The following is a 16,964-nucleotide window of genomic DNA, read 5'->3' as shown; positions in this document are numbered from 1 at the left end:
TAACTGCGTCCATCGTACGCTAATCAACAACAGCGTCCGACGGACACAGTTTCTCGAACAGGGAGCACGACATGCGCAACACCACCGTTCTCATCTCCGGCGCCAGCGTCGCCGGCCCCGCCCTCGCCTACTGGCTGCACCGGTACGGCTTCGACGTCACCGTCGTGGAGAAGTCCCCCGCGCTGCGGGAAGGCGGCCAGGCCATCGACTTCAAGGGGCAGACGCATATGACGGTCATCGAGCGCATGGGCATCGTGCGGGACCTGCTGGACCGGCAGACCGGCAAGACCGACATGGTGCTGGTCGACGAGGCGGGCCGGGAGAAAGCGGTCATCTCCGGCGACTTCACCGGCGGCGATATCGAGATCCTGCGCGGCGACCTGGCCGAGGTCATGTACAAGCGCACCGCCGAAGCCTGCGAATACCTCTTCGGCGACACCGTCACCGCGCTCACCGAGACCGCCGACGGCGTGCACGTGGAATTCGAACACGCGCCCGCCCGCACCTTCGACCTGGTCTTCGGCTGCGACGGCATCCACTCGCGGGTCCGCAAGCTGGCCTTCGGGCCCGAGAAGGACTTCGTCGCCCACGAGGGCTACTACTACTGCATTGCGGGGCAATCGCATTGGCTGAACGACGCCACGGGAGAGCGGGAGCGCGCCCGGTCCCTGGCCTGGCACGCACCGGGGCGGCTGGCGGTGGACGGCGGGTCCAAGGCGGCGCAGCTGTACATGTTCGCCTCGAAGGAACTCGACTACTCCCGGGACGATTACGCCGAGCAGCGCGGGATCGTGGCGCGGGTGTTCGACGGCATGGGCGGGCGGGTGCCCGACATGCTGGCCGCGCTGCCGCAGCTCGGCGGTTTCTACCTCGACTCGATCAGCAAGGTCAGCATGAAGACCTTCGTCAAGGGACGCGTTGCGCTGGTGGGGGATTCGGCCTACGGGCACACCCTCGCCGGTTTCGGCACCGGGCTGGCGGTGGTCGGCGCGTATGTGCTGGCCGGTGAATTGGCCTTGGCCGCAGGGGATCACACCGTAGCGTTCGAACGCTACGAAGAGATTATGAAGCGCTACACGAAGAAGGCGAAGGGGGCGCAGCCCGGCCCGTTCCTCGCGCCGAAGACGGCCCTGGGGGTTCGGTTCCGCAATTGGTTCCTGGGTTCACGGGCATTCGGTCTCATGCTGAAGTATGGAGACGATGCTGCGAACGATATCGACCTGAAGAACTATCCCGAGCTTTTCGATGCGCTCTGACGGCGGGCGTGGGTATGGCGACTCACGTCGCCATACCCACCGACCGCGATATTCAAATGATGACGCCGAGGGTGGTCAGGAATGCGACCACTCCGGCAAAGCCCAGGGCGGCCAACGTAACGGCGAGTCCGATCAACATGGTTTCTTTCCTTTCGTGGAGCATCCGCAGGACGCGGATACTCAGCTAATCGATGGCAAAGCGTGGTGTGTTTCACACTTCCATCCGAAAAAGGAAAGTCGCTCGATGACCGGCGGTTTGTTTATTTGCGCTCGTCGACCCGGCTCATGCCCAGCACGTCGAGCCGCCGATCCAGCTCGGCTTCGGTGAGATTCTCGCTGATCAGACCCCGATCGATGACCGTCTGGCGGATGGTCTTGCGCTCCTTGAGCGCCTCCTTGGCCACCGCCGCGGCCTCCTCGTAGCCGATCGCCGAATTCAGCGGCGTGACGATCGAGGGGGAGGATTCCGCGAGCTGCCGCAAATGTTCCTCGTTCGCCACCAGACCCACGATGCAGCGGTCGGCGAACAATCGGGAAACATTGGACAGCAGGCGAATCGATTCGAGCACATTCCGCGCCATCACGGGAATATAGACATTCAATTCGAAATGGCCGTTGCCGCCGCCCCAGGCGATTGCCGCGTCATTTCCGATGACCTGCGCGGCCACCTGGGTAACGGCTTCCGGGAGAACGGGATTGACCTTGCCGGGCATAATCGAGGAACCGGGCTGCAAATCGGGCAGCTGGAGTTCGCCGAGACCGGTGAGCGGGCCGGAACCCATCCAGCGAATATCGTTGGCAATCTTGGTGAGACTGATGGCGACCGTGCGCAGCGCGCCGGACAACTCGACCAGGGCGTCCCGGGCGGCCTGCGCCTCGAAGTGGTCCTGGGCTTCCGACAGCGCGTCCAGGCCGGTCGACTTCGCCAGTTCCGCAACCACTTTCGCGCCGAAGCCGGCGGGCGCGTTGAGGCCGGTGCCGACCGCGGTGCCGCCGATGGCGAGCTCGCCGACGCGCGGCAGGGTGGCCAGCAGGCGTTCGATGCCCGCGCTCACTTGCCTTGTGTAGCCGCCGAATTCCTGGCCCAGGGTGACCGGCACCGCGTCCATCAGATGGGTGCGGCCGGATTTCACCACGTACCGCCACTCCTGGGACTTGTCCAGCAGCGCCAGCCGCAGATGTTCCAGCGCCGGCACCAGATCCTTGACCACGGCCTCGGTGGCCGCGAGATGCGTTGCGGTGGGGAAGGTGTCGTTGGACGACTGCGACATGTTGACGTCGTCGTTGGGGTGCACGGTGACGCCGCCCCGGGCCGCGATGCTCGCGATCACCTCGTTGGCGTTCATATTCGAGCTGGTGCCGGAACCGGTCTGGAAGACGTCGATCGGGAACTGGTCGTCGTGCTCGCCGTCGGCGATCTCGGTCGCGGCGGCGACGATGGCGTCGGCCTTGCTCGCGTCCAGCAGGCCCAGCTCCCGATTCACCACGGCGGTAGCGGCTTTCAGCAGGCCGAGCGCGCGGATCTGGGCGCGCTCGAGGCCGCGGCCGCTGATCGGGAAGTTCTCCACCGCGCGCTGGGTCTGCGCCCGCCACAACGCGTCGACGGGAACGCGGACCTCGCCCATGGTGTCGTGTTCGATGCGGTACTGGGTGTCGTCGGTCATGACATCGACCCTATGCCCGGCCCGAGGCCGGTGGGGGTGCCACGCCTGAGGGAAACCGCACACGGCGCGGCGGGAATAGCCGCCGCGCCGTTCGCGACTCAGGGCATCGGGGGAGCGGCGTGCTCGTCGCCGTCGAAGTCCACCGAGGAGTACTCGCGCAGCTTCGACAGGCGGTGGTAGGCGTCGACCATGCGCACGGTGCCGGACTTGGCGCGCATGACGATCGACTGGGTGGACGCGCCGCCGCCGTAGTAGCGGACGCCGCGCAGCAGATCGCCGTCGGTGACGCCGGTGGCGCAGAAGAAGACATCCTCACCGGAGACCAGGTCCTCGGTGGAGAGAATGCGATCCAGATCGTGGCCCGCGTCGATGGCCTTCTGCCGCTCGGCGTCGTCCTTCGGGGCCAGCTTGCCCTGCAGCGCGCCGCCCATACAGCGCATAGCCGCCGCGGCGATGATGCCCTCGGGGGTGCCGCCGATGCCGATCAGCATGTCCACGCCGGAATCCGGGCGGGCGCACGCGATGGCGCCGGCCACGTCGCCGTCGGAGATGAGGCGGATGCGGGCGCCGGCCTCACGCACTTCCTGCATGTGCGGGGCGTGGCGGGGACGGTCCAGGATGCAGACGGTCAGGTCGGAGACCGAGGAGTTCTTGGCCTTGGCGACGCGGCGTAGGTTCTCCGCGATCGGCGCGCCCAGATCGATGACATCGGCGGCCTCGGGACCGACGGCGATCTTCTCCATGTAGAACACGGCGGAGGGATCGAACATGGCGCCGCGCTCGGCGACCGCCAGCACGGAGATGGCGCCCGGCGAACCCTTCGACATCAGGGTGGTGCCGTCGATCGGATCCACCGCGAAGTCCAGCTCCGCGCCGGTGCCGTCGCCGACCAGCTCACCGTTGTACAGCATGGGCGCTTCGTCCTTCTCGCCCTCGCCGATCACCACGATGCCGCGCATCGAGACGGTCGCGACCAGCTGCCGCATCGCGTCCACGGCCGCACCGTCGCCGCCCTCCTTGTCGCCCCGGCCGACCCAGCGGCCCGCGGCCATGGCCCCGGCCTCGGTGACCCGGACCAGCTCCAGCGCGAGGTTGCGATCCGGAGCCTCGCGGCGGGGTGCGGGCGTGGGTGCCGTCATTACGGTGCCTCCTTGGTTGTCTACAAGCTGCCCAAATTGTCGCATTGAGCATCGGAGGCCCGAGCAAGTACTCGTATTGCACTCTCGTACCGATCACAGCGCAGGTCACCGGGCTGATCTCGGGCTGACCGGCGGCAGCCGTCTCGTTCGTCCGGAAACATGCCGGGACACGCGGGTTTCGGGCGGACTGTGTGCTCGGTCGCAGTCGGGGCCCGTGGATACTGGGTGCCGTGTCGTACCAGAAGCCCCGCACCCAGCACGATTACAAGGACCTGATCTGGTCGTTGCTGCCGCTGCTGCTGATCTGCCTGGTGATCGCGGGCATCGCCGCGCAATGCAGTTTCCAGACGGGCGGGCCGAAGCAGGGACAGATCCCGGAATTCAAGATTCACGATTCCCTGACGGTCGCGGCGCGTGAACTGCCGTTTCCCATACGGGAACCCGCCGTCCCCGCTGACTGGACGCCCAACTCGGGTTCGCGCGCCGATGTGACCGGCGGCGGGAAGCTGGCGACGGTCGGGTACATCACCAACCACGGCGCGTACATGCAGCTCACCCAGAGCGACGCCACCGAGGACAAGCTGGCGGCGCAGATCGTGGGCAGCCGGTACGCCACCGGGACCGAGCAGATCGGCGATCGCAAGTGGGTGGTGTACGGCGAGGCCGACACCGAACCCGCCTGGATCTCCGACTACGGCGATGTGCGGATTCTGATCAAGGGCGCGGGCAACAAGGGCGCGTTCATCACGCTGGCCACCGCGCTTGGCAACGCGCAGCCGCTGCCCAAGAAGTAGCACCCAGTCATTCCGGCATGCCCTTAGCGGGAATCCATAGCGGCACCGTGTGGATCCCGGCTGAAAACATGCCGGGATGACGAAGGGTCAGTTTTCCTGATCGCGGTGCGCGAGCGCGTCTTCCACGCGTTTGCGGGCGCCCGCCAGGTGTTCCTCGCAGCGCGCGGCCAGGGCTTCGCCGCGTTCCCACAGGGCGAGCGAATCGTCGAGGTCCATGCCGCCCTGCTCCAGCATCTTCACCACATTGACCAGCTCGTCGCGGGCGCGTTCGTAGCCGAAGGTGGCGATCTCGGCGCGATCGGCGTCGGTCATATTTTTACGAATCCTTTCGAGGGGGACGGGAACCCAGCGGTACGGCGCCGAGCCCGGCGGCGGAAATCGCGCCGTCGGCCACCCGGATGCGGAGCTGGGTGCCGGGCGGGGCGTCTTCGATGGAACGGATGACGTGGCGGTCCTTGCCCGAAACCCGTTGCACCACGGCGTAACCCCGGGACAGCGTGGCGGCCGGGCCGACGGCGGTGAGTTTTTCACGTAGATGCCGGGTGGCGGTCGATTCACCCGAGAGCAGGTGGTCGACGGCGCGCCGCGCGGCGGTGCGCAAGCGCTCGATTTCGTCGTGCCGCTGATCCAGCAGCCGCAGCGGTTCGGCGAGCACCGGGCGCGAACGCATCTGCGCCAGCGCGCGCGATTCGCGATCCACCCAGCCGCGCAGCGCGGCCGCGGACCGTTCGCGCAGTTCGCGCAGCAGCGCCATTTCCGCCGCGGCGTCGGGCACGATGCGTTTGGCGGCGTCGGTCGGCGTGGCGGCGCGCAGGTCCGCCACATAATCCGAGAGTGGATTGTCCGGCTCGTGCCCGATGGCGCTGACGATCGGCGTGGTCGCGGAAACGATTGCCCGGCACAGCGTCTCGTCGGAGAACGGCAGCAGATCCTCCACACTGCCGCCGCCGCGCGCCAGCACGATCACATCCACCCGGGGATCGGCGTCCAGCGCCGCGATGGCCTCCAGGATCTGCGGCACCGCCGTCGCTCCCTGTACGGCGGTATTGCGAATCTCGAATTGCACGGCGGGCCAGCGCTGCGTCGCCACCGTCACCACATCGTGCTCGGCGGCGCTGGCGCGACCGGTGATCAGCCCGATGCGATTGGGCAGGAACGGAATCGGCCGCTTCAGCCGGGGATCGAAGAGCCCTTCGGCCGCCAGCAGCGCCTTCAGCCGTTCGATCCGCGCGAGCAGTTCCCCGATGCCGACCGGCCGAATCTCGGTGATGCGCAAGGACACCGTGCCGCGCCCGGTGAAGAACTGGAGCTTGCCGTAGACCACGACCCGGCTGCCCTCTTGCAGCGGCACGGCCGAATTGCGCAGCAGCTCCGGATCACAAGTCACCGAAAGCGACATATCGGCTGCGGTGTCCCGCAATACGAGAAACGCGGTCCGCGTCCCCGGCCGCATATTGATCTGCGTGATCTGTCCCTCGACCCAGATCGCCCCCAACCGGTCGATCCACTGCGCCACCTTGACGGCGATGGTGCGCACCGGCATCGGGTTCTCGGCGGTACTGCTCGCCTTGGCCGGCGGTGCGGGCTGCTCGGGCTGTGCGGACGTCACAGCACCGATTCTGTCAGTGCCCACCGACTACGACGGCAAGACGCCCATCGACACGTGGAACCCGGTGGCCACGGCGGGGGGTGAGGAACAGAAACGGGCCGCAGGTGGTGCCCACTCCACCTGCGGCCCGTGGTGCTCAGCGCGACGGTGTGCTCACTCACATCCAACGGGTTCGAGTCGCTCGCGCTTCGAGGGGGTTCGGGGGCGAAGCCCCTGAGAGTTACGAGAGTCGCCCCCAACGACAGACGCCGACCGCCCGCGCCGGTCGGCTCGGGTGATCGGCGCTCGCCGGGAACGGCTCACTTGGCCTGAACGGTCGCGATGCGGTTGGTCAGCATGGTGACGAACGGGGCGCGATCGCGCGTGCCCTGCTCGTACGCCAGCAGCGTGGATAGGTCCTCGACCGACAGCTGGCGCAGCCGGGCGCGCAGCTGCGCGATGGTCATCTCGTCGTAGTTGAAACGCGACGCCACCTCGGGGGCGGCCGGCGCGCTGCCATTGTGGCCGTTGGTCGAAGCGACGGAAGCCGTTGCGGGGGCCTCGGTTTCGGCAGCCTCAGGTTCGGCGGCCTCCTGCGCGGCCGACTCTGCGGCGACCGGCTCGGGCTCGGCCACGATCGGATCCGAAGCCGGCGCGGATTCGGTTTCGGCGGCGGCCGATTCGGTCACCACCGGTTCGGTGATCTCCGCGACGGGTTCCGCGGGTGCGGATTCCTCGGGTGTAAAGAGGTCGAAACGGCTCTTGCGTACCGATTCCGAGCCGAAGCTCGGTGTTTGCTCGAGGTCTTCGTCCTCATCGAAAGTGGCCCACGCGGGCTGTTCTTCCGGTTGGTTGACCAAACGGTCGAAAACGGCATCGCCTTTGAGAGCGAGGCTGGTCACGAACTGCTGGAAGTGCATGGTGGTTTGCAGCATCTGGCTGATCGCGGTGATCGGGAAATTGATTGCGGTCGTCGGTAGCCGACGAGTTTCCTCGAGAGCATAGACGGCAGCCCCGGCGGCGACCCGGGCCAGGAACGGAGGTCGGAACATGCCCATAGCCTGCCCGAAACGCCGTGTGATGCAAAGGTGAGAACGCACGAAAAGTGATTTTGCCCGCGACCTCCGATCGAATGCGCGTCACCCCGCACACGTATTCTGTGGGGCATGTCCTCGGCTATCCCTTTGAACGTCGGAATCGTCCGGTCGCCGTCGGGTGCCGCCGACGGTCCGAAGCGAGTACTGCTCGCCGAACCGCGCGGCTATTGCGCCGGTGTCGATCGCGCGGTGGTGACCGTCGAGAAAGCTCTCGAAAAGCACGGTGCGCCGCTGTATGTGCGCAAGGAAATCGTGCACAACCGGCACGTGGTGGAAACGCTGCGGGACCGCGGTGTGATCTTCGTCGACGAAACCGACGAGGTGCCGGAGGGCGCGGTCGTGGTGTTCTCGGCGCACGGGGTGTCCCCGGCGGTGCACGAGTCCGCGGCCGAACGCAACCTGCACACCATCGACGCCACCTGCCCGCTGGTCACCAAGGTGCACCAGGAGGCCAAGCGGTTCGCGCGCGACGACTTCGACATTCTGCTCATCGGTCACGAAGGGCACGAGGAGGTCGAGGGCACCGCGGGTGAGGCGCCCGACCACGTGCAGCTGGTCGACGGGCCGGACGCGGTCGACAACATCACCGTCCGCGACGAGAACAAGGTGATCTGGCTGTCGCAGACCACGCTCTCGGTGGACGAGACCATGGAGACGGTGCACCGGTTGCGGGCCAAGTTCCCGAATCTGCAGGATCCGCCGAGCGACGACATCTGCTACGCCACCTCCAACCGGCAGACCGCGGTGAAGGCGATGGCGCCCGAATGCGATCTGGTGATCGTGGTCGGCTCGCGCAACTCCTCCAACTCGGTGCGCTTGGTCGAGGTCGCGCTGACCGCCGGGGCCGGGGCCGCGCACCTGGTCGACTACGCCCGCGAAGTGGATCCGGCGTGGCTGGAGGGCGTGCGCACCATCGGCGTCACCTCCGGCGCCTCGGTGCCGGAGATCCTGGTCGAGGGCGTGCTGGAATTGCTGGCGCAGCACGGTTTCGGTGAAGTGCAGCCGGTGACCACCGCCAACGAGACCCTGGTCTTCTCGCTGCCCCGCGAACTGCGCGCCGCCCGCGCCTGAGTTCCCCCAGCGAAAACACTCGCGCCCCTTACCGATTCGGTAAGGGGCGCGAGTCGTATTCGGGGTTGTTTCCCCGTCAGCGTTCGATGCGGCCGGAATCGCGTTCGCGGTAGCGCACATTCGGGCGCGGGTGCGGGGGCACGTCCGGGTTCTGGGCGCGGCGGCGGGGTTCGCCCGCGGCCGGGTTGCGGTCGGCCGGCGGCTTGGCGCGGCGCCGGCCTTCGCCGGGGGCCGGAGCGGGTGCGGGCTGGCGATCGGCGGGCGGCTGACGGTCGGCGCGGGAGCGTTCCGCACCCGGCTGGCGTTCCGCACCCGGCTGACGGTCGGTGCCCGGCTGGCGGTCGGCGCGGGCACGACCGCCCGGCTGACGGCCGTTGGTGCGGGTGCGGTCCGCGGGCTGGCGGCCGTTGGTGCGGGCGCGATCGCCGGACTGGCCGGAACCCACGCGCGGCGGGGTCGCGGCTACCCGGCCCGCGGGGCGGCGGGACGGGCGGGCGGTGCTGCCGGATTCCGCGGCGGCATCGGGTTCGGCGGCGGCGCGGGAGCGACGTCTGGCGGGGTCCTTGGAATCGGCGGGCCGGGTGCGCTGGGCACGCGGGGAACCACCCGGGCGGGTGCTGCGGGCGCGCGGCCTGGGCAGCCCGGCATCGGCCTCGCTCTCGTGCTCGCGGCGATGCAGATAGATACGGACGCCGCCGATCACCAGCACCAGCACGGTGGCCAGCGCCATCGTCGGGAACCGGCTCACCAGCGGGATGGCCAGGTTCAGCAGCACGTCCTTGAGACCGCCCGAACTGCCCAGCATCTGCTGATAGGCCAGCGGCACCGTGACGAACAATAGGAGCGGCGGCAGCACCATGGTGGTGAACACGCCCTTGAACCGCACCACCAGCACGGCCAGCACGCAGCCGACCACGTACAGCGTCGCGAAAGTGCCGGTGAGCTCGTTACCGCCGCCGCGAGCATCGATGAAGAATCCGATGAACGTGCAGGTCACCGCGATCAGAACCGCCGCACCGGAAGGCACGCCGGGAACCGACGGCACAATCGAACGGTGCGACGGGGGCACCTCTGCGCGCTCGCTTGGGGTAACTGCCACGATCTGCACACTAAAGCATCGAGTCATCTCACGAGGTCGGTGACATCTCGCGAGCTTGCCGGGCACATAGCTCGCATACCCGGCACGGTGATCGATAGCGGCTCCGGCTCAGCCTTCCGAGTCGGCGAAACCCACTGCACGCGGCCAGGACTCGACCCGGTGCAATTCGGGTACCGGGGCGTCGGACACCTCCAGATCGTGCAGCTTGCGGGCGGTGACCATCACACGTGATTCCACCGAGGAGACGGTGTGGTTGAAGGCGTCCACGGCCTTGCCCAGCTGCGCGCCCAGGCGGTCCAGGTGCCGGCCGGTGGTGCCGAGCCGGGTGTAGAGCTCACGGCCGAGTTGCTGCACCACCGCCAGATCCGCGGAGATGGCCTCCTGCCGCCAGCCCAGAGCGACGGTGCGCAGCAGGGCCATGAGGGTGGTGGGGGTGGCCAGTACGACATTGCGGCCGAAGGCGTATTCGAGCAGACCCGAGTCGGTGGTGAGGGCGGCGTCGAGGAAGGGGTCGCCGGGCACGAACAGGATCACGAATTCCGGGCACGGGTCGAAGGCGGCCCAGTATTCCTTGGCGGCCAATTGCTCCACGTGGTTGCGCAGGTGCTTGGCGTGCCGGGCCAGATGCGCTTCGCGTTCGCGCGGGTCCTCGGTGGCGGCGGCGTCCAGGTAGGCGGTGCACGGCACCTTGGCGTCCACCACGATCTGCCGGCCGCCCGCCAGCCGCACCACCATGTCCGGGCGCACCACGGTGTCGCCGCGCCGGGTGACCTGGGTGTCGAAATCGCAGTGCCTGGCCATGCCGGCCAGTTCCACCACCCGCTCCAGCTGGATCTCGCCCCAGCGCCCGCGCACCTGCGGGGCCCGCAGCGCCGCCACCAATTGCCCCGTCTGCGTGGACAACTGATGCGAGGTGCGCTGCATGCCCGCGACCTGTTCGCGCAGACCGGAATACGCGTTGATCCGATTGTGCTCGACTTCCTGGATCTGCCGGTTCAGCGTCCCGACGGCTTCCCGCAGCGGTTCGACGAGATGCCCGATCGCATAGGACTGCCGCCGCGCCGCGTCCTCACTGGCCGCCCCCAGTGACTGCCGCAATAGCCGCTCGTTGTCCTGCATAGCCGACAGCCGTGCTTCGGCCACCGCCGCGCGCTGGCCCGCACGGGCGGCATGCCCGTACCAGCCCAGGGCGACCCCGGCGGCGAACACCAACAGCAGCGCAAACAGCATCGGTGCGGTCATGAGTGCAGATAGTGGCAGATTCCACCGACAAGAAAGTGAATTGAGCAACCGCGCAGTTTCGACACGTGTTCGGTCCGGCCCGACACGCCGAGCTCGCGTATGCCAAGTCCACGACAGCCTTTCGCGACGGTCGGGGTAACTCACCGGGTACGTCCGAAGATGTTTCGGCACGCGGCGGCAGGCACGGGTGCATTCCTGGCAACGGCACTCCGCGGTCCGCCGAAGTCGCGGGGTGGCGGGACAGCTATACATCGGCGTGTTTCCGACAGACCGTGTGGGTAGTGCGAAACCTGTCGGGGGCATCGCCTACGGTCTCGGGGCATGCGGATCCTACACACCTCCGACTGGCATATCGGGCGCACGTTCCACGGCGTCGATCTGCTGGGCGACCAGGAGTGTTCGCTGCGCGCCATCGCCGAGCTGGTGGCGGCGGAGCGGGTGGATGTGGTGGTGGTGCCGGGGGATGTGTACGACCGGTCCATTCCGAGTGCGGACGCGATCGCGGTGTGCAATAGGGGGTTCGAGGCGATCCGCGCCGCCGGGGCAACCATCGTGGCGACGTCCGGCAACCATGATTCGCCGACGCGGCTGGGGGCGCTGGGGAGTTTCGCGGCGGCGGGCGGGCTGCATCTGCGGTGCACCATCGCGGAGGTGGCGCGACCGGTGCTGCTGGCCGACGAGCACGGCGCGGTGGCGTTCTACGGGATCCCGTACCTGGAGCCGGACATCACGCGCGCGGAACTGGGTGTGCCGCAGGCGCGCTCGCACGCCGAGATCCTGGACGCGGCGATGGGGCTGATCCGGACCGATCTCGCGGCGCGCCCCGCGACCCGTTCGGTGGTGCTCGCGCACGCCTTCGTGGTCGGCGGGGAAGCCACCGGATCCGAGCGGTCCATCTCCGTCGGCGGCGTCGAAACCGTGCCCATGTCCGCCTTCGACGGCATCGACTACGTGGCGCTCGGCCACCTGCACTCCCCGCAGACGCTGTCCGAATCCGTTCGCTATTCCGGGTCCCCGCTGCCCTATTCGTTCGGCGAACGCTCGCATCGCAAGGCGGTCTGGATCATCGACCTGGACGCCTCCGGCCTGGCCACGGTCGAACGCCGCGACCTCCCGCTGATCCGCGGCCTCAGCCAGCTCACCGGCACCCTGGAGGCCCTGCTCACCGCGCCCGAGCACGCCCCCGCCGAAAACGACTACGTCTCGGCCACTCTCACCGACACCGCCCGCCCCGTGGACGCCCTGCGCCGCCTGCGCGACCGCTTCCCGCACGCCGTCCACGTGGAATGGCTGCGCCCCGAAGGCAACCCGGAACTGCGCTACCGCGAACGCGTCCACGGCCGCCGCGACACCGAAGTCGCCCACAGCTTCCTCACCGACGTCCGCGGCGCCCCGACGCCGGGCGAGATGACCTGGGTCGAACGCGCTCTCGCCGCCGCCGTTCGCGAGCGAGACGTGCCCACTCGTGCGACCGGTCCAGCCCGCCAGGCATCCGAGGCTGGTAGAGGAGCGGCCGGCTCCCGGCGCGAATTCGTTGCCGCCGATGCCGAATTCGGCGCCGCGAACCATCCAGCGGTCGCGCTCCGTCATTCTGCTTCGGGCGAGGTGGATTCCGCGGACCTCGGCAATGCTGTCGTGGCGCCGGACGGAGGAATCCAGGGGACGGAGAAACCGGCTCGCCGGCCTTCCGATGCGGCAGGCGGCAAAGAGCACATCGCCGCGGCGGCGGACGCGGGGGTCGAGGACGCCGGGGTGTCTTCCAGCAGCGCCGCCGATGCGGCAGGCGGGTTGGTCGGTGGAGACGGGGAGGGTGAGCTATCCGAGGGTGCGGTGGGCGAGGTTGTGGGGTTGTTCGACGTTCCCGAATCCGGTTCGGGCGCGGGGAATTCCGCGAGCGGGATGACCGCGTGAGCGAAAACCGTTGCCGCCGTGCGGCGTGTCCTGCGGGGGTGCGCGGCCGGCGGGATGTTGGATGGTGCGTGGCGGAGTGGGAAGGGGTCGGCGCGTGCGCCTGCATCGGCTGGAATTGACCGCCTTCGGGCCGTTCGCGGAACCCACCGTGGTGGATTTCGACGAATTGGGCGCCGACGGGCTGTTTCTGCTGCACGGGCAGACCGGGGCGGGGAAGACGACGGTGCTGGACGCGATCGCGTTCGCGTTGTACGGGAGCGTGCCGGGGGCGCGGGGGGAGAGCAAGCGGCTGCATTCCGATCACGCGGATGAGCAGACGCCGCCGCGGGTGATTCTGGAGGCGACGGTCGGCGGGCGGCGGCTGCGGTTGAATCGCACGCCGGAATTCCAGCGGCCGAGCAAGCGGGCCAAATCCGGCATGGTGAAGGAAAACGCCTCCGCCACTTTGGAATGGCTGGACGGGCGCGGTGAGAATCTGTCGCGGATTCCCGATATCGGCGACGAGATTCTGCGATTGCTCGGGATGAGCGCCGACCAGTTCTTCCAGGTGGTGCTGCTGCCGCAGGGCGATTTCGCGCGTTTCCTGCGCGCCGACAACGAAGAGCGCGAGAAACTTCTCGAAAAGCTCTTCGACACCGAACGTTTCGCGACCGCCGAACAATGGCTGATCGACAAGCGCCGCGCCAGCGCCGCCGACCTCGACGCCCGCAAGCAGAGCATCGACCGCCTCATCGCCCAGGTCGGCGTGGCGGCGGGCCTGGCCGCCACCGAAACCGCCGGCCCGCTGGAATCCGTCGACTGGTCCCAGCGCCTGCTCGCCACCGCCCGCACCGCCCGCGACCAGCGGGCCCTGGAACTCGCCCGGCAGCAACAGCATTCGGCCGCCCTGCGCCTACAAGCCGAAGCCCAGCGCGCCCTGCACGAACGCCACCGCCGCCTCACCACCGCCCGCACCCAGCTCGCCGCCTACACCGCCGCCGCCGACCAGCGCGCCGCCCGCCGGCTCGAACTCGACCATGCCCGCCGCGCCGACCCGGTGGCCGCCGCTCTCGAAGAAGCCCGCGCCGCCGCCAAAACCCTCCGCCGCCGCGAAACCGAATCCACCCGCGCCGCCGAACAACTCGCCGACCGCCTCCTCCAACCGGCCACCGCCGAACTCCCCGGAACCACCTGGGCCGCAGCCGATCTGGCCGCCGCCGAACTCCACGACACCGACCTGGCGGAAGACCTCACCTACCTCGAACCACCGGCCGGCGCCGTTCGGGGAGGGAGCGGTCCCGCAGCAGGAGACGGTTCGCAGGCGGCGGGCTCGGGGTTGGAAGCCGCTGTGCAGCGTTGGAGCGCGCATATCGGGGCCCTGGACGAGGTGCGGGCCGACGCGGAGTCGGCTACCCGGCTGACGCGGGAGCTGGCGCAGTTGCGGGCCGCGCAGGATGACATCGCTGCGCGGGCGGCGAAACTGGGGCGGCGGCAGGAAGAGTTGCCGGGAACCATTGCGGGGGTGGAGGTTCGGCTGCGCACCGCAGGCGACGCGGCGGCCGGGCTTGCCGGGTTGGAGGCCGAGGTCGAGCGGTTGAAGGTGGCTGCCCGGGCCGCTGTGGAGTTGGAGCAGCGCCAGGGGGAGCTGGTGGCGGCCAAGCGGGGGTTCGAGGATGCTCGGGCCGCGCATCTGGATGCCCGGGAACGAACTCAGGAACTGCGGGAGTTGCGGCTGGCGGGGATGGCGGCCGAGCTGGCGGGGGTGCTGGTCGACGGCGAGCCGTGTGCGGTGTGCGGGTCGGGGGAGCATCCGCATCCGGCGCGGGCCACCGAACAGGCGGTGTCCAAGGAGGCGGAGGACGCCGCGCTCGCGGCGGAGCGGGCCGCCGAGGCGCGCCGGGAGCGGGCCGGGCAATTGGTGGCCGAGCTGGAGCGCGCCATCGAGGTGCTGACCGAGCGCGGCGGGGCGGTCGACAAGGCAGAACTGGCCGCGGCGCTGTCGGAATCGAGTGCGCGGCACAACGAGGCGAAGCGGATGGCCGCGCTGGTCGCGGAGCTGACCGCCGAGCTGAACCGGCTGCGGGCCGACGAGGCGAAATTGCAGGGGGAGTTGCGTGAGTGCCAGAGCCAGGCCAGCGCGACCTTGGAACGGGTCGTGGCGGCCGATCGCCGATTGGCCGAGCTGACCGAGCGGCTGCGCGCGGCGGCGGGATCCGACGGGACGGTGGATCGTCGCCGTGCGCGCCTGGAAGCGCTCGTCGCGGATGCCACCGCCGTGCGGGATGCGCGCGCGGAGACCGCGAGTGCCCGGGAACAGGTCGCCGTGCTGGCGGTACGGGTCGAAAAGCTTTCGTACGAAGCCGGTTTGGTGGAATCGGCACCGCCGGTCATGGGTGAGAGCGGTCCGGACTACATGGCTCTGGCCGTCTACGGCCGCGCCGTGGACGCCGCCTCCCGCACCGAACGCCAGCAGGCCGATATCGAAGCCGAACTACTGGCAGCCGAGAACGCCCGCGCCCACGCGGAGGCGGTACTCGCCGAACCCGAGATCCAAGCCGCCGCCGACGCCGCACTCGGCGACCTCGAACAGTTGGAAGCCTCTGTCGCACAGGCGGACTCGGACCTCACCGCGGCGGTTGCCGCCAATGCCGAAGCCATCCGCAGGGTCGAACAGCTCGAAGACCTCTGCTCCCAGCTCTGGGCCGCAGTGGACCGCATCGCCCCCATCCAGCGCGCGCACGAGGAACTCTCCTCCCTGGCCGACGTGGTAGCGGGCCGCGGCGAGAACAACCGCCGCATGTCCCTGCGCTCCTACGTCCTGGCCGCCCGCCTGGAAGAAGTAGCCCTGGCCGGTTCCGTCCGCCTGCGCCGAATGTCCGGCGGCCGTTACGAATTCGTCCACACCGACGCCGCCGGCCCCCGCGGCCGTCGCGGCGGCCTCGGCCTGGATATCCGCGACGACTACACCGGCGCCATCCGCCCCGCCAAAACCCTCTCCGGCGGCGAAACCTTCATGGCCTCCCTCGCCATGGCCCTGGGCCTGGCCGACGTCGTAGCGGCCGAATCCGGCGGCCTCGTCCTCGACACCCTCTTCATCGACGAAGGCTTCGGCAGCCTCGACGCCGACACCCTCGACGCCGTCATGGGCGTCCTCGACGAACTCCGCTCCGGCGGCCGCGTGGTCGGCGTGGTCAGCCATGTCGACGAAATGCGCCAGCGCATCCCCAGCCGCCTGCACGTCATCCGCGGCCGCACCGGCTCCCACTTGGAAACCACGGTCGGCGCCTGAAGCCGGCACGCCCCGGAAACCCGCCGTCGGTGCCCGACCTCGTCATGTCCCCAACGCAGCTCGGGTGCTGAGCTTTAGCTGAGAGCCGGCTTTAGGCATCACAAGATTTTTATAAGAGGATCCCAGGGGGCGGGAAATACCGTCCTTGACAACAGCAAGACGAGATCGACTTCAAGGACAGGGCAATGCGGAAAGTCATCACCGGCGTACTGACCACCGCGGCTACGGCCGCCATCTCCCTCGGCGCGGTCGTGGCGGCAGCGCCGGCGCATGCCGAGACCTACCCGGGCGCGTGCCTGGTCGTGCAGAACTACTCGGGGCGGACCGTCGAGGTGACCCTGGAGTACCCGGCCCGCAAGGGCGTGTGGACCTTCAGCCCGGGCGAGGTTTCGGTGCTCACCAATCACGACGTGGTGGTGACCACGCCGGGCGGCTACTGGAAGACGCACACCAATGTGCAGGTCGACGACAGCTGGAACTACGAGTGGGACCGCAACAACAGCAAGGGCTGCAACGGTTCCTGGGTGCTGACCCTGAACTGAGGCGTCAGCGGGGGGTGAAGCGGATTTCGGCCCGGGCGCGCGCTTTGGCGGCCTCCACCTCACGATCCTTGGGGGGAGCGGTGGTGGTGAGGGAGTTCAGCAACTTGGTGGTGGCCGCGGTCACCTCGGCCACCGCCAGGTCGAACGCCTCCTGATTGGCGTGCGAGGGCTTGGTCGAACCACTGATCTTGCGGACGTATTGGACGGCCGCGGCGTGTACCTCGTCGGGGGTGGCGGGGGGCTCGAAATTGTGCAGGGTTTTGATATTGCGGCACATGAATTCGAGGGTACGC

General features: G+C 68.8%; 13 protein-coding genes and 1 pseudogene. 6 read left to right on the top strand and 8 right to left on the bottom strand.

Going from position 1 to position 16,964, the window contains the following annotated elements:
* Positions 1-71 precede the first annotated feature (71 nt).
* Positions 72-1,256 carry an FAD-dependent monooxygenase gene (locus LTV02_RS21650; protein WP_233033322.1) on the top strand — a complete coding sequence of 395 codons (1,185 nt, stop codon included), beginning with the start codon at positions 72-74 and terminating at the stop codon, positions 1,254-1,256.
* Between the two features lie 260 nt (positions 1,257-1,516).
* On the opposite strand, the gene LTV02_RS21645 is transcribed toward LTV02_RS21650, so the two are convergent.
* Together LTV02_RS21645 and glpX are read right to left on the bottom strand one after the other, a co-directional pair.
* Complete coding sequence (locus LTV02_RS21645) at positions 1,517-2,920, bottom strand: class II fumarate hydratase (RefSeq protein WP_233033320.1); 1,404 nt, start codon at positions 2,918-2,920, stop codon at positions 1,517-1,519.
* Between the two features lie 98 nt (positions 2,921-3,018).
* A complete protein-coding gene (glpX, locus tag LTV02_RS21640) occupies positions 3,019-4,059 on the bottom strand; it encodes a class II fructose-bisphosphatase (RefSeq protein WP_067710694.1) in 1,041 nt (346 codons plus the stop codon).
* 230 nt (positions 4,060-4,289) lie between these two features.
* Between glpX and LTV02_RS21635 the strand changes: the two genes are divergently transcribed.
* On the top strand, positions 4,290-4,853 hold the full coding sequence (locus LTV02_RS21635) for a DUF4245 domain-containing protein (RefSeq protein WP_233033318.1): 564 nt from the start codon (positions 4,290-4,292) through the stop codon (positions 4,851-4,853).
* 87 nt (positions 4,854-4,940) lie between these two features.
* Here the strand turns inward: LTV02_RS21635 and LTV02_RS21630 are convergent, their stop codons facing one another.
* From LTV02_RS21630 to LTV02_RS21620, 3 genes are all read right to left on the bottom strand, one after another.
* A complete protein-coding gene (locus LTV02_RS21630; protein ID WP_233033316.1) occupies positions 4,941-5,165 on the bottom strand; it encodes an exodeoxyribonuclease VII small subunit in 225 nt (74 codons plus the stop codon).
* Positions 5,166-5,169: 4 nt separating this feature from the next.
* Positions 5,170-6,462: an exodeoxyribonuclease VII large subunit gene (gene xseA / locus LTV02_RS21625; protein WP_408639248.1), complete on the bottom strand. Its 1,293-nt coding sequence runs from the start codon at positions 6,460-6,462 to the stop codon at positions 5,170-5,172.
* A gap of 299 nt (positions 6,463-6,761) precedes the next feature.
* Entirely contained in the window at positions 6,762-7,493 is a 732-nt protein-coding gene (locus LTV02_RS21620; protein ID WP_233033314.1) for a lipid droplet-associated protein, read from the bottom strand.
* 114 nt (positions 7,494-7,607) lie between these two features.
* Here LTV02_RS21620 and LTV02_RS21615 point away from each other — a divergent pair, with 114 nt between their 5' ends.
* Positions 7,608-8,609, top strand: coding sequence for a 4-hydroxy-3-methylbut-2-enyl diphosphate reductase (locus LTV02_RS21615; protein WP_233033312.1), 1,002 nt, complete (start codon positions 7,608-7,610; stop codon positions 8,607-8,609).
* A gap of 76 nt (positions 8,610-8,685) precedes the next feature.
* On the opposite strand, the gene LTV02_RS21610 is transcribed toward LTV02_RS21615, so the two are convergent.
* Together LTV02_RS21610 and LTV02_RS21605 are read right to left on the bottom strand one after the other, a co-directional pair.
* Positions 8,686-9,654, bottom strand: a complete 969-nt coding sequence (locus tag LTV02_RS21610) for a DUF6542 domain-containing protein (RefSeq protein ID WP_233033310.1) — start codon at positions 9,652-9,654, stop codon at positions 8,686-8,688.
* Between the two features lie 162 nt (positions 9,655-9,816).
* Positions 9,817-10,950, bottom strand: coding sequence for a DNA recombination protein RmuC (locus LTV02_RS21605; protein WP_233033308.1), 1,134 nt, complete (start codon positions 10,948-10,950; stop codon positions 9,817-9,819).
* 321 nt (positions 10,951-11,271) lie between these two features.
* Here LTV02_RS21605 and LTV02_RS21600 point away from each other — a divergent pair.
* The 3 genes and pseudogenes from LTV02_RS21600 to LTV02_RS21590 form a co-directional block, all read left to right on the top strand.
* Positions 11,272-12,426 (top strand): annotated as a pseudogene (locus LTV02_RS21600) (exonuclease SbcCD subunit D); the annotation flags it as partial.
* A gap of 529 nt (positions 12,427-12,955) precedes the next feature.
* Positions 12,956-16,129 carry an AAA family ATPase gene (locus LTV02_RS21595; protein WP_233033306.1) on the top strand — a complete coding sequence of 1,058 codons (3,174 nt, stop codon included), beginning with the start codon at positions 12,956-12,958 and terminating at the stop codon, positions 16,127-16,129.
* 185 nt (positions 16,130-16,314) lie between these two features.
* Positions 16,315-16,671: a hypothetical protein gene (locus tag LTV02_RS21590; protein WP_233033305.1), complete on the top strand. Its 357-nt coding sequence runs from the start codon at positions 16,315-16,317 to the stop codon at positions 16,669-16,671.
* A 4-nt stretch (positions 16,672-16,675) separates the two neighbouring features.
* Here LTV02_RS21590 and LTV02_RS21585 read toward each other — a convergent pair whose 3' ends face one another.
* The gene (locus LTV02_RS21585; RefSeq protein ID WP_067721813.1) at positions 16,676-16,948 is read right to left on the bottom strand and encodes a DUF2277 domain-containing protein; all 273 of its coding nucleotides are present in this window, start codon (positions 16,946-16,948) and stop codon (positions 16,676-16,678) included.
* Between the last annotated feature and the right edge of the window lie 16 nt (positions 16,949-16,964).

Source organism: Nocardia yamanashiensis, assembly GCF_021183565.1.
GTDB lineage: Bacteria > Actinomycetota > Actinomycetes > Mycobacteriales > Mycobacteriaceae > Nocardia > Nocardia yamanashiensis.
Note: the sequence above shows the minus strand (reverse complement) of the source record. Positions and strands in the feature narration are given on the sequence as shown.

What these genes read in the sequence shown, in the direction of transcription:
- LTV02_RS21585 (WP_067721813.1), bottom strand. Translation starts at nt 16,948, where the DNA reads ATGTGCCGCAATATCAAAACCCTGCACAATTTCGAGCCCCCCGCCACC.
- glpX (WP_067710694.1), bottom strand. Translation starts at nt 4,059, where the DNA reads ATGACGGCACCCACGCCCGCACCCCGCCGCGAGGCTCCGGATCGCAAC.
- LTV02_RS21630 (WP_233033316.1), bottom strand. Translation starts at nt 5,165, where the DNA reads ATGACCGACGCCGATCGCGCCGAGATCGCCACCTTCGGCTACGAACGC.
- LTV02_RS21615 (WP_233033312.1), top strand. Translation starts at nt 7,608, where the DNA reads ATGTCCTCGGCTATCCCTTTGAACGTCGGAATCGTCCGGTCGCCGTCG.
- LTV02_RS21645 (WP_233033320.1), bottom strand. Translation starts at nt 2,920, where the DNA reads ATGACCGACGACACCCAGTACCGCATCGAACACGACACCATGGGCGAG.
- LTV02_RS21590 (WP_233033305.1), top strand. Translation starts at nt 16,315, where the DNA reads ATGCGGAAAGTCATCACCGGCGTACTGACCACCGCGGCTACGGCCGCC.
- LTV02_RS21650 (WP_233033322.1), top strand. Translation starts at nt 72, where the DNA reads ATGCGCAACACCACCGTTCTCATCTCCGGCGCCAGCGTCGCCGGCCCC.
- LTV02_RS21605 (WP_233033308.1), bottom strand. Translation starts at nt 10,950, where the DNA reads ATGACCGCACCGATGCTGTTTGCGCTGCTGTTGGTGTTCGCCGCCGGG.
- LTV02_RS21620 (WP_233033314.1), bottom strand. Translation starts at nt 7,493, where the DNA reads ATGTTCCGACCTCCGTTCCTGGCCCGGGTCGCCGCCGGGGCTGCCGTC.